Origin of the sequence: Paraburkholderia sp. SARCC-3016 (assembly GCF_031119615.1) — a bacterium.
GTDB lineage: Bacteria > Pseudomonadota > Gammaproteobacteria > Burkholderiales > Burkholderiaceae > Paraburkholderia.
Genome location: NZ_JAVHZD010000002.1, coordinates 211,335 through 224,256, shown reverse-complemented (window position 1 = coordinate 224,256; position 12,922 = coordinate 211,335). Strand labels below are relative to the sequence as shown.

Here is a 12,922-nt window from a genome sequence, read left to right as displayed (position 1 = left end):
CTATCATGTGTTTTTTCACCGACCGGACATGCCGCGATGATTTCCGACGCCACTACGCAATCGAAACTGGACCCCAACACGCTGCGCGATTTCGTCGAGCGCAAATGGAACGACGAGATCGTTCCCGCGCTGACCGACTACATCGCCGTCCCGGCCAAAAGCCCGGCGTTCGATCCTGACTGGCAGAAGCACGGCTATATCGAGCGCGTCGTCACCGAAGCGGCCAAGTGGGCCGAAACGCAGCCGGTGCGCGGCCTGAAGCTCGAAGTGGTGCGGCTGCCGGGCCGCACGCCGGTGATCTTCTTCGAATCGCCTGCGACGCGCTCGGGCAGCACCGAAACCATCGTGTTGTATGGGCATCTCGACAAGCAGCCGGAATTCGCGGGCTGGCGCAACGACCTCGGCCCCTGGGTGCCGAAGCTCGAAGACGGCAAGCTCTATGGCCGCGGTGGCGCCGACGATGGCTACGCGATCTACGCGAGTGTCACCGCGCTCGCGGCGCTCGATGCGCAAGGCGTCGAACGGCCGCGCTGCGTCGGGCTCGTCGAAACCTGCGAGGAGTCGGGCAGTTACGACCTGCTGCCGTATGTCGATGCACTGCGCGACCGGCTCGGCAAAGTCGGCCTCGTCGTGTGCCTTGATTCGGGCGCGGGCAATTACGACCAGCTCTGGCTCACCACGTCGCTGCGCGGCCTCGTTTCGGGCGACCTCGAGGTGCAGGTGCTCGACGAGGGTATTCATTCGGGCTCCTACGGCGGTATTGCGCCTTCGAGCTTCCGCATCATGCGGCAACTGTTCGAGCGGCTCGAAGACGCATCGACGGGCAATCTGCTGCCAAAAGGCTTTCATTGCCCGATACCGCCCGAGCGAATGCGCGAAGCCGAAGCGACCGCGACGATACTCGGCGACGACGTGTGGAAGAAAATGCCCTGGGCGTGCGGTCAGGACGGCCGGCAAGTGCTGCCGACCACTACCGACCCGAAAGACGCGCTGCTCAATTCGACGTGGCGCCCGTCGCTTGCGGTGACCGGTGCGGCCGGCCTGCCGTCGCTCGCCGACGCGGGCAACGTACTGCGCCCGCGCACCGCGTTCAAGCTGTCGCTGCGGCTGCCGCCGCTCGTCGACGCCAGCAAGGCTGTCAATGAACTGCAAGCGTTGCTCGAACTCGACCCGCCTTACAACGCGAAAGTCACGTTCAAGCCCGACAGCGGCGCGGCGACCGGCTGGAACGCTCCGGACGTCGCAAGCTGGCTCGGCGCCGCATTGAACGACGCATCGCGACAGCACTTCGGCGCCGACTGCGCCTATATCGGCCAGGGCGGCACGATCCCGTTGATGAACGTATTGAAAGCGGGCTTTCCGCAGTCGCAGTTCATGGTGTGCGGCGTGCTCGGACCGAAGTCGAATGCGCACGGTCCCAACGAGTTCCTGCACGTACCGTACGGCAAGAAGCTTACGGCCTGCGTGGCCGAAGTGATCGCGGCCGCGCCGTGAACGCTCGGGTCTCCTGATCGCATGCGGTCGTGCACAGAGCATGTGCATCGTCGCCACGTACACCGAAATGTCGCATCCCCGGCCGTGCGCTGCCGCGGCCGTCATCCTGCCCGCAGCCCCACGCGCCGGTCCCCCGGCGCTATTCACTTCTCTCCGGTAATTCGAATAAAAATGCGCCGGGAATATATCCGCTTCGCATTGCATAAATGGGATGAAATTTCCACAGAAAAATTGAAGCAAAGGTTCTAATGGCGTTATGCCCATCCATGCCGCGGCGGGCCTGATCGGGTGTGTCGCTGTACGTGCTCCCCCGCAATCGTTTGCGTCACGGAATGTCGGTACGAGTTACCGCAAAGTCGCGCTGGCGGGTCTGGCGCGCGCACTCCATTAATTGTGCTGAAGTGTTAGCCAGCCGCTCTCGCGGGATTGTGGTCTGTTTTAGGCTCGTATAGCTCTTCCGACGTTTTATAACCTAAAAGGACCACTGGAAATGAACCTGAATAGCCATCACGCATGCCGTCCGTTCGTTGAAGCGGGCAATCTTTCACAAATCTCGGCTTTTTACGAAGAAGAACGCAACATCATGTGGATGATGCTGCGTGCTCAACCACGGCCATGCTTCAACCTGGAACTCGTGCACGACATCCTGAGCCTCGCGCGCGCCGCGCAGGAATCAGGGCTGCCGATCAATTTCTGGGTGACGGGCTCGGTCATCCCAACCATGTTCAACGTCGGTGGAGACCTGAGTTTCTTCGCCGAGGCGATTCGCGCTGGCCGGCGCCAGGAACTGATGGCATACGCGCGCGCCTGTGTCGACTGCGTGCATGCGGCGGCGCGCGGTTTCGACACAGGCGCCATCTCGATCGCGATGATCGAGGGTACGGCGCTCGGCGGCGGATTCGAGGCAGCGCTCGCGCATCATTTCGTGCTTGCGCAGAACGACGCGAGAATGGGCTTCCCCGAGATCGCGTTCAATCTGTTTCCGGGCATGGGCGGCTATTCGCTCGTTGCGCGGCGCGCCGGCATGCGTCTCGCCGAAGAGCTGATCGGCGGCGGCGAATCGCACACAGCCGAGTGGCACGCGTCGAAAGGGCTGGTCGATCACCTGTTCGAACCGGGCGATGCGTACATCGCGACGCGTACCTTCATCGACACGCTGCGGCCGAAATTGAACGGCATCCGCGCAATGGTGCGGGCACGGCAGCGCGTGCTGCAGCTTTCGCGCTCGGAGTTGATGGAAATCACCGAAGACTGGGTCGAGGCCGCGTTCACGATCGAGGAGAAGGATCTCGCGTTCATGGAACGGCTCGTGATGCTGCAGAACCGCCGCACGGGTAACTTGCGTCATCACAACGCGAACGTTGCCTGACGCCCTCGGCCTCGATCATTTGAAGATGAAGCGACGCTGAACGAGATCGTGAGCAATCGGCGCGGTCAGCCGGAACAGTCATCGGGAACACGCCGGTGCAGCCGTCCAGGAAGCTTCACGAAACTAGCCCGGCCCGATAGTGCACGTAGGCGGAGTTGGCAGAGGGTCTTGCAGGTCGCACGGATTGAGCCGCTCAGGCGATCAGCCGGACCTTCTGCCGGTCGACCAGCCATTGTTCGAATTCGGCAGCCGGCATCGGCTGGCTGTACAGATAGCCCTGCACGTATTCGACGCCGAGGCCTTTCATAAAGAGTTCTTCGGCTTCGGTCTCGATACCTTCGGCGACCACCTGCAGTTGCAGCGCCTGAGCGACCGCTACCATCGAGCGCACGAGCGCCTGTGCTTTCCTGTCCGTGTTGATCGAGCGCACGAAGCTGCGGTCGAGCTTGATCACATCGAGTGGAATGCGCCCGAGTTGCGAAAGAGACGAATAGCCGGTGCCGAAGTCGTCGAGGTGCACTTGTGCGCCGAGTTCCCGGAATTGCGTGATGAGGTCGATTGCCGCGGCTTCGTCTTCGATCAGACAGCTCTCGGTGAGTTCGAGATCGACGAGGCACGGATCGAGGTTCGCACATTGCAGCGCCTCGCTGAAATGACGGACCACTGCAGTATCGACGAGCTGCCGCGCCGACACGTTGATTGCCACGCGCAACGTGAGACCGCGCGCTTTCCATTGCGCGGCCTGCGCGGCCGCGGTCTGCATGACCCAGCGGCCGAGCGGACCGATCAGGCCGGATTCCTCCGCATAGCGAATGAACTCGCCCGGCATGATCTGCCCGCGCTCGGGCGAGTTCCAGCGTACGAGCGCCTCGACGCCGCACACGGCACCTGTTGCGAGCGACAGCTTCGGCTGATAGTGCAGCGTCAGCTGTCCTTCGTCGAGACCGCGCCGCAGATTCGTATCGAGCCACATATACTCGGCGACCTTGCGGTTCATTTCCGGCGAGAACACGCGATAGGTGCGCTTGCCGCCGTCCTTTGCAACGTACATCGCCGTATCGGCGGCGCGGACCAGCGATTCGAGGCTGTCGCCATGCTCGGGGAAGAGTGCGATGCCGATCGAGCAACCGGTGTAGACCTCGACGAGCCCGAGACTGAACGGCGTGCGCAACCGTTCGAGAATGCGCTGAGCAGTTGCCTCGAGCGACGCGGCGGTCGCCGGCGACGACAGCACGATGAATTCATCGCCGCCCAGACGCGCAAGCGTGTCGCCTTCATCGAGGCAATCGCGCACGGTGGCCGACACGTCCTGAATGAGCCGGTCGCCGAACACGTGCCCGTAGTGATCGTTGACCTTCTTGAAGTTGTCGAGATCGAGAAACAGGATGCCGACCGACGTGTCGATCGCCGCGCTCGCGATCGCCATGCGGATCTTGTCCTGGATAGCGTTGCGGTTCGGCAGGCCGGTCAGCGAATCGGTGTTCGCGAGTTCCGATAGACGCTCCTGCGCGCGGCGTTCTTCGGTGATGTCGGTTCCCGAGCAGATCAGGAACTGCTCGTCCATGCCGCTGCCGCTTTGCACGAACTTGTTGCGAAACAGGAAGAGCCGCTCGCCGTGCACGGTGCGCACGAGCCGCTCGACCTCATACGAGACGCCGCGATTGAAGAAGCCCGAGATATTCTGGCTCGACGCCGCGCCGGCTTCCGACGACATGAACAGCGCCCATACACTGCGTCCGATGACGTCTTCTTCCTTCATGCCCGTCAGCTCTTCGGCAAGGCGATTGAAGCGCTGGATACGGCCGTTGCGGTCGACGATCACGACCACCGAGTTCACTTCGGAAACGACCTGTTCGGCAAACGAGAGCCCGTGTACGAGATCGCGCGCAACCGATTCCGTATCGTCGTATTCCGAAGCGGTCCCGGCCCACGTGCTGCTATTGAGCTTTTTCCCAACCAGATGCAGACGCAACGGTTCGCCATAGAGACGCACCTCGAGCGTCAGGTGCGACGTGACGCCCGTCAGCCTGCGAATCTGCGCGGCCTGTTGCGCGCTGAGCGCGACGGCAGCGGTGGCAGGGCCGTCACCAGTAACGGGCGACAGTTCGAGCGCATTGCTGTCGCTCGACAGGCGCCAGCATGGACTATGGGTACCGAACCGTGCGTACAGCGCCTGGTGCACCTGATCGTATTGGTCGTCGTTCATGAATGAGGGTATCCGGGCAAAATTTGCCACCTATACTCGCGCCGGTACAACTAACCAGCAAAAAACGAACTCAAGCGGGCGGATGGCGGACGGTCGGCGTGCGGAAAGCGGTCCCCATTGTAGCGAAGGAAGCACGGATTTCGGGCTCCGAACAGGTTAACGGTGTAGCGCAGAACTTTCTTAATAGCAATAGCCAACGATGTTGCGCCGATACAGCCGTCGACCGATTTGCGATTGCGCCGCGAATCCTGAATATGCGCACTGGCTACCTGAAACAGGCCGCCGATAGGGCGGCGCGCCTGCGTATCTGCGAGTTCAGCGGCGCCGCGCGAGGCACGCGCGCATCTGTTCGCGCGCGGCCGCATCTGTTTCTTCGAGGTAATTGAACGCGCTGGCGGCCAGCGTGGCGACCGGCACCCCGTCTCGAAACAGCACGCGGTTGCCGGCGACGGCCGGCACCTTGTCGCCGGGCAGCAGCGTACCGACCAGATTGAGCGGATCGGTAGCAGCAATGCAAACGAAGTCACGGTTGCCGGCGTCGTGCCGATCGGATGCGTCCTGCCTGCGCCGGCGCGCTTCGCGCAGCACTGGAATCACTTCCGGTAACGCGAACTGCTCGCCCGAAAGCCCGTTCACGAAGCGTCCGCCGCGCACCTGGCCGCGTGCTTCGAGCCGTTGATAGACACGCAGCAGGTCGCGCCACGGCGGCAGCCATTGCGCTTCGCGTTCGAGCAACCGCCAGAACACGACGCCATAGCGGCGCAGCAGCGTCAGCGCGATGTGCTCGACGACGTCGGACGAGAAAGGGGCGCGGCGCGCGGAAGAGGCGGCGCCGACACCCGAAATCGCCGGCGACCGCGCCGTCGTTGCGCTCGCAACGGTTGCCGCCGCATCGGAAACCGGCGCCTTGCGTCGCTGCACGAGCGCCCAGCGCCCCGCATCGTCCATCCCGCCGGTCAGCGGCACGGCCGCGCGGCGCCGGCCGTGATGAAACGCACTGCGTTTGGCGGACGCGGGCTTGAGCAAGGCGCGCAAGCCGGCAAAACTATCGGAATGCACGAGGCCCGCCGCGACCAGTTCGCCGAGTGCATTTTCGAGTTCCACTGGAAGCAGATGCGCATCGGCCACGAGTTCGTCGAAGAACATCGCCCCGTGACTGGCCAACGCTTCGTACACGAGCTGCGCGCGCGACGAGAGTTCGGGCTGCGTGTGAGAATCGAACAACGCATGCCACGCATTGAGGTGGCGTCGCGGCAACAGTACGACAGGCGTGCTGCGCACAGGCGCGCTCGTCGTGCGCGAACGCTCGGTCAAACGTGTCCATACGATCTTGCCCGCGCGGCACAGTTCATCGAGCAGCATCGGCGAGTAGTCGTTCAGGCGAGCGGGCAGGACGTCTTCTTCCCACGCGGCGGCGGCGGCTTCGAAGCCTTCCATCTGATCGAGCACGGCCGCGAGCGCATCGCGGCCCGTACCGCGCGCCTCCGGCGTCACGCGCTGCCACGTGAACAGGAAGCGCATGAAGTCATGGCGCTCGACCGGTTCGATCTCGCGCCTGAGCTTGCGCACGGTGTAGCGATGAATGCGCGCGAGCAGATGGCGCTCGCACCATTCTTCATCGGACGCGTCCGGCGCGAGGCCCGGCGTAAAGCGGCCGCGCATCACATAGCCTTCCGCTTCGAGACGCGCGAGCGCCTGCGCGACGGCCGATGCAGGCAGTGCAAGCGCACGCGCGAGTGCGGGCAACGGCAGTGGACCGAACCCCGAGAGCCGCGCACGTACGACTTCGACGAGCGCGTCGTCTTCGTTCCACGCATCGGCGTAGGCCTTCGGCACGCGCAGCTTCGGTTCGAACGGCGCGTCGGGGTAGAGTGCGCGCACGCAGGTCAGGCGTTCGACGGGCACCCACAGCGCGTCGTGCGGCGCGATGGCGAGCCGCGTCGCGTGGCCCGACTGCGCAAGCGTCGCGAGCCACGCCGGCCATCCCTCGTTCTGCTGCGCCTCGGCGTCGGTAATGCATGCGAGCGTGTTCAGCGCCTCGTGCATTTCGTCCGCACTGCGCACTTGCGGCCACGCTTCTTCGCGCACGCTGGCAATTGCGTCGGCGTCGAGTGCGCCGAGGTCGTCGGCGGACGCGGGGTCGGTCCAGCGGCGATTGAGCACCGCCTGCGTGCGGCGTTCTTCGATCGGGGCATCGTCGAGATAGGCGTATGGCTTCGCGGTCAGAATCTCGGCGGCGAGCGCGGAGGGCGCGGGCAGGTCGCGCGCGATCAGCGCCACCTGCTTGCGCTCGATGCGGCGCAGCAGTTGCAGCCAGCCTTCGGTATCCATGGCCTCGTGCAGGCAGTCGTCGATGGTTTGCTCGACGAGCGGATGGCGCGGCAGCTCGCGCTCGCCCGCGATATTTTCGGCGCACGCGACCTGATCTGGAAAGATGGCCGCGAGCAGATCTTCGCTACGCATGCGCTGCAGTTGCGGCGCGGTCTTGCGGCCGCCCGTATAGCGCGGCAGCGCGAGCGACGTCGTCGCGTTCCAGCGCCAGCGCACGTTGAACAGCGGCGCGTCGAGCAGTGCCTGAATCAGCAGACGTTCGGCACTCTTCGAGTTCAGATAGCGCCACACTTCGTCAAGCGCGAAGCTGTGACTGCTGGTCAGCGAAAGAATGATCGCGTCTTCGGTCGCGGCGGCCTGCAGTTCGAAATTGAACGTGCGGCAAAAGCGCTTTCTGAGGGCAAGGCCCCATGCGCGGTTCAGGCGGCTGCCGAACGGTGAGTGAATGACGAGCTGCGTGCCACCCGATTCGTCGAAAAATCGCTCCATGACGAGCGTGTCCTGCGTCGGCAAGGCGCCCAGCGCCTGGCGCGCGCGCGCAAGATACTCGACAATCTGCCGTGCCGCGGGCTCTAAAATGCCGATCTCGTCGACGAGCCGCCCGATTGTGCGTTCGATTGTGCGTTCGATTTTGCGTTCGGTTGTGCGTTCGATAGTGCGTCCGGCGCCGCGCTCCATGCCGTGGGTCACGCGTAAGCGTTCTGCGACGGCTGGTTCCGCAGGCGCTTCATGAACAGCGACATGCGCTTCATCGATCGCACCATGCGCTGCGGGCGCCGCATCGCGCGCAGCGCGGCGGCGCGCTGCAGGTTTCGATTCCGTTGCGTGTGCAACGATCTCCGCAGCCGCGCATGCATCGCCGTCACTGCCCGCATCGTCGTCCGCCAACATGCGCTCGATCTCGCGCCGCAAGCGCGCCACGCCGAACGACAGCTCGTCGCTGCGCCCCGGCGCTTCGCCGAGCCAGAACGGAATACTCGGCGGCTGGCCGTGCGCATCTTCGACGCGCACACGGCCGCTCTCGACTCGCAAGATGCGGTACGACGTATTGCCGAGCTGAAAGATGTCGCCGGCCAGGCTTTCGACCGCGAAGTCTTCGTTGACCGTGCCGACCTGCACGCCTTGCGGCTCGAGTATCACCGAGTAGTCGGCGTTTTCCGGAATCGTGCCGCCGGACGTGACCGCATACAGCTTGCCGCCGCGCCGGCCGCGCAGCGTGCCGTTCACCGCATCGCGATGGATATGCGCGGCGCGCGTGCCATGGCGCGTCGTGAAGCCCTCGGCCAGCATCTCGAGCACCGCATCGAATTGCTCGCGCTCGAGCGCCGCATACGGCGCTGCGCGGCGAAACCGCTCGAAGAGCGCATCTTCGCTCCATTCGCGACTGCTCACTTCGGCGACGATCTGCTGAGCAAGCACGTCGAGCGGCGCGCGTGGAATTCGCAATGCGTCGAGTTCGCCGCGCCGCACGCAATCGAGCAGCGCCGCGCATTCGATCAGATCGTCGCGCGATACGGGAAAAAGACGTCCCTTCGGCATGCCGCCCACCTGATGGCCCGAGCGCCCGACGCGCTGCAAGAACGGCGCGATCCCGCGCGGCGAACCGATCTGGCAAACGAGTTCGACGTCGCCGATATCGATGCCGAGTTCAAGCGAAGCGGTCGCGATCAGCAGGCGCAATTCGCCGCGTTTGAGGCGCTGCTCGGCATCGAAGCGATGTTCTTTCGCGAGGCTGCCGTGGTGTGCGGCGACCGCGTCCTTGCCCAGGCGATCGGTCAGATGCCGCGCGGCGCGTTCGGCCATGCGCCGCGTGTTGACGAACACGAGCGTCGTGCGATGCAACGCGACCAGTTCGGCGAGCCGGTTATAGACGAGCTCCCACGCATCGTTCGACATGACGGCTTCGAGCGGCACCGGCGGAATTTCGAGCGCAAGGTCGCGTGCGCGCACATGGCCCACGTCGACAATTTCGCAGTCCGCGGGCGCATCGCTGTCGACGCTCGCGCCGCCGACCAGAAAATGCGCGACGGCGCCGATCGGCTTTTGCGTCGCGGACAGCCCGATGCGCGGCAAACGGCGACCGCACAATGCATCGAGTCGCTCGAGCGTGAGCGCGAGATGGCTGCCGCGCTTGCCGCCCGCCATCGCATGGATTTCATCGACGATCACTGTGCGCACGGTCGATAGCATCGCGCGGCCCGACTCCGAGCCGAGCAGCACATAGAGCGATTCGGGCGTTGTGACGAGAATGTGCGCGGCGCGTTTGCGCAGCGCGGCGCGCTCCTGTTGCGTCGTGTCGCCGGTGCGCACGGCGGTGCGGATCTCGAGCGGCGGCAGGCCGCGCTCGGCGAGTTCCTGCGCAATGCCGGCCAGCGGTGCCTGCAGGTTGATACGGATATCGTTCGACAGCGCCTTCAACGGCGATACATAGACGACGAGCGTCTGGTCCGGCAACGTGCCGCCGTTGGCGAGCCCTTCGCGCACGAGCTCGTCGAGCGCGGACAGAAAAGCCGTCAGCGTTTTACCGGAACCGGTCGGGGCGGCGACGAGCGTCGGCCGGCCGCGCCGGATCAGCGGCCACGCGGCAGCCTGTGCGTCGGTCGGAGCGGGGAAGGTTTTCGAGAACCAGCCGGCAACGACCGGGTGGAAGCCGGCGAGCGCGCCGGCAGAGGAAGAGCCGGAAGTCATGCGACCGTAGGTGGGGGCGCGGCGAGCCATATCCAGAGGGCGGCAGGCCGCCCGATTGCGTCTTCAGGACGAAAGTCTCGCAGGTTTTCGGCACGCGTGCCATCGGCGGTATCGGCGTAAGGGGACGGACTGAAGCGCAGAAGCTGCCGGATGCGCCCGCTCACCACGTCCAGCGCACGCCCGCATTGCCGCCGATCGTGCGTTGATGCGCGCCGCCGAGGTTCGTGAGCCAGCCGACAGTGGCGTAGACGCTAGCCGATTTCGCGAGCTGCGCGGCAACGCCCGTGCCGATCTGCGCAGCAGTCTGACCGACTTTCGTACCGATTTCCGTGCTGCCGGCAAAGCTTGCCTGATCGTCGCTGCCGAATGCGCGCAGCACGCTGACGCGCAGCCAGGGTTCGATGCGCGTGCCTGCTGCTGTGAAGCGACCCTTGAGCCGCATGCCGAGGCGTCCGATGAGCGCATTGCCGCTATGGAACGAGACGCTCGACACGCCGTCGTTGAAATCTGCGAGCGACAGGTGTTGCCAGATCAATTGCGCCTGCGGTTCGACGCTGAGCGCGCCGCCATACAGTGCGAACGGCAAGCCGCCCTCGACCGATGCGGCAACGTCGTGCCCATGCGTCGTCGCAGCGGCGCCGTCGCGCGATTGCGTCTCTACGGCAAGCGAGCCGCCCGTCAAAACCATATCGGTGTACCAGCCGCTTGCGCTTATATGCGTCCAGTAGCCGCCGACGCTGTACGCGTCGATCGCGAGATGCCCGGCATCGAGATTCGGCGCGCCGAGTGCGAAGCCATTGACGCTGCCCGTTGCGCGCGCAAATCCGATAAAGAGGCCGTAGCGATCGCGCGCGCCGCTCGCGTTTGCATCCGCATACAGATCGTGGCCGGCCTGCACGCCGAATGTCGCGCCATCGAATTCCGGGCTTGCGGCGCCGTCTTCGGCGAGCACGCCGTGGTTGCCCCATGCGCGCGCCCATCCGGCTGGCAGCGCGCCGTAGCCGGCGAGCAAAGACTGATCGCCTTGGCGATCGTGAAACGTCTCGATCGGCAAAGTGCCCAACTGTCTTGCGACACCCGAAATGGCCGCATACAGCGGCACTTCGCGACGGTACAGCGGAATCGGGGCCGATCCCGCGGGCGGCGCCGCGGGCAGGGGCGGCGTGCCCGCGGCCGCAACCGGTACTGCGACCACATCCGAAGGGGAGGGGAGGCGGGGCGGTAGAGGGGGGCGGCGACGGCGGCGCACCGGGTCCGGATGGCGGAACAGGCTGCGGCAACGCCGGCTGCGGTGCGACCGTGTTGCGCAAGAACCAGTCGTTCGCAGTACCGGCCGTCACGCCCCCCTTCGCGAGGTAATACGTATAGGCGCCGGCCTTGATCGGCGCGGACAGGCGAAACGCCGAGGGATCGGTCGTCGCGCCGTTTGCCGCCTCGACCACTCGAATGCCGTTCACCGCGGTCCGTGCGCCCGTGCCGCCCGCGTTTGCGACCTGCAGCACCGTCGAACCGCGTGCACTGCCGCCGTCGATAACGAGCCTGTCCGACGGCGCATCGTCGAAGCCGACGACCGTGTTCAGCGCGATCGCGCCGTCCCGTCCTGCATAGTTGCCCGCGACGCGCAGTACGTTGCCAGGCGTCGTGCCCGCCGGGCCGCCGATCCGGACGAGCGCGGCATTCGTCAATGCGCCGTTCACATTGAATATGCCGTTGGACGCGGCGGCGAACGCGGGCAACGCATTCGCCACGGCAAGCGTGCCGTTGTTGGTCACGGCACCGCTTATGGAACCATAGCCGCCCACTGTGGAGCCGGCATCGATGTTCATCCCACCGCCGCCGGCGAGTGCGGCCTTCGTGTGCATCGGGTCGCCCACCGCGAGCGTACCGGCCGTTACGTTCGTAGCACCGCTATAAGTGCTGACTCCGTTCATCAGCAGCATGCCGGCGCCGGTTTTGGTCAGCGTGCCGTTGCCGGTCACGGGCTGGGTGAGCGTCGAATCGAATGCCTGCGTATCGATCGTGCCGCCCGCTGCGCTCAGTGTCATCGTGCGCGTCGCCGCGAGGTCGAAACTCTGGTTCAGCTGCAACGTGCCGCCGTCGAACGCGAGGCGGCCCGTCGATGCGCCAAGTGCATTGTCGGCGGCAATAGCCACGACGCCGCCCGCGATCAGCGTGCCGCCCGAATAGGTATTGCCGCTCGTCGCGGACGGCGCGAGCGTCAACGTGCCAGCGCCATTCTTTTGCACGGCGCCGGCGCCCTCGATCGACCCGCTATAGGTGCCGTCCGCCTCCTGCGCGAAATTCACAAGACCGTTGTCGATCACATGAAGCGGCAGATTCCCCGCATCGGCGATGATCGTTGCGCCCGCATCGATTGTCGCCGTGACCCTGGCGGGCGCATTGAGCGTGCCGGTCAGCGCGAGCGTGCCGCTTTGCACGTGCGCCGTCGAAAACGTACCGGTGCCGGTCCAGTTCCACCGTGTCCCTTGCATGAGCAGCGTCTGGAAGTTCGTGAATGCATTAGCCGCGGTGCCGTTTCCTTGCAGCGTCACGGTGTTCGTGCCTGTACCGCCATCGGCGCTGCCGACAATCGTCGAGCCGGTCTGCAGAATCAGCGCGTCGTTGCCGCCCCCCATCGAAATAGCGGTGCCCATGCCGCTTTGCACGAGCCCGGCGTTGATCACGGTCGAATTGCCGTTGAGCGTGCGAATGCCGGCCGCGCGTTGCGACACGATCTGACCGCCCGTGCGATTTTCGATCAGCGCATTGAACGACGAACTGGCCGTATTCGAAAACACCGCGTCGGAGCCCTGACCTGTCGCATTGATCGAACC

The 12,922-nt window shown here is 65.0% G+C and carries 5 protein-coding genes and 1 pseudogene; 2 read left to right on the top strand and 4 right to left on the bottom strand.

Features of this window, described 5'->3' with window-relative positions; all coding sequences use genetic code 11:
• Positions 1-36: 36 nt before the first annotated feature.
• Together QYH69_RS03375 and QYH69_RS03370 are read left to right on the top strand one after the other, a co-directional pair.
• Positions 37-1,494 carry a M20 family metallopeptidase gene (locus tag QYH69_RS03375; protein WP_308830501.1) on the top strand — a complete coding sequence of 486 codons (1,458 nt, stop codon included), beginning with the start codon at positions 37-39 and terminating at the stop codon, positions 1,492-1,494.
• Between the two features lie 490 nt (positions 1,495-1,984).
• A complete protein-coding gene (locus QYH69_RS03370; RefSeq protein ID WP_308830500.1) occupies positions 1,985-2,863 on the top strand; it encodes a crotonase/enoyl-CoA hydratase family protein in 879 nt (292 codons plus the stop codon).
• A 193-nt stretch (positions 2,864-3,056) separates the two neighbouring features.
• Here the strand turns inward: QYH69_RS03370 and pdeR are convergent, their stop codons facing one another.
• From pdeR to QYH69_RS03350, 4 genes and pseudogenes are all read right to left on the bottom strand, one after another.
• Positions 3,057-5,069, bottom strand: coding sequence for a cyclic di-GMP phosphodiesterase (gene pdeR / locus QYH69_RS03365; RefSeq protein WP_308830499.1), 2,013 nt, complete (start codon positions 5,067-5,069; stop codon positions 3,057-3,059).
• 315 nt (positions 5,070-5,384) lie between these two features.
• The gene (locus QYH69_RS03360; protein ID WP_308830498.1) at positions 5,385-10,118 is read right to left on the bottom strand and encodes a DEAD/DEAH box helicase; all 4,734 of its coding nucleotides are present in this window, start codon (positions 10,116-10,118) and stop codon (positions 5,385-5,387) included.
• Between the two features lie 130 nt (positions 10,119-10,248).
• Complete coding sequence (locus tag QYH69_RS03355; protein WP_308830627.1) at positions 10,249-11,190, bottom strand: autotransporter domain-containing protein; 942 nt, start codon at positions 11,188-11,190, stop codon at positions 10,249-10,251.
• Between the two features lie 310 nt (positions 11,191-11,500).
• Positions 11,501-12,580: pseudogene (locus QYH69_RS03350) on the bottom strand (autotransporter-associated beta strand repeat-containing protein); the annotation flags it as partial.
• Between the last annotated feature and the right edge of the window lie 342 nt (positions 12,581-12,922).

Bases quoted from the DNA above. Each gene is read 5' to 3' on its own strand.
- QYH69_RS03370 (WP_308830500.1), top strand. From the start codon at position 1,985: ATGAACCTGAATAGCCATCACGCATGCCGTCCGTTCGTTGAAGCGGGC.
- pdeR (WP_308830499.1), bottom strand. From the start codon at position 5,069: ATGAACGACGACCAATACGATCAGGTGCACCAGGCGCTGTACGCACGG.
- QYH69_RS03375 (WP_308830501.1), top strand. From the start codon at position 37: ATGATTTCCGACGCCACTACGCAATCGAAACTGGACCCCAACACGCTG.
- QYH69_RS03360 (WP_308830498.1), bottom strand. From the start codon at position 10,118: ATGGCTCGCCGCGCCCCCACCTACGGTCGCATGACTTCCGGCTCTTCC.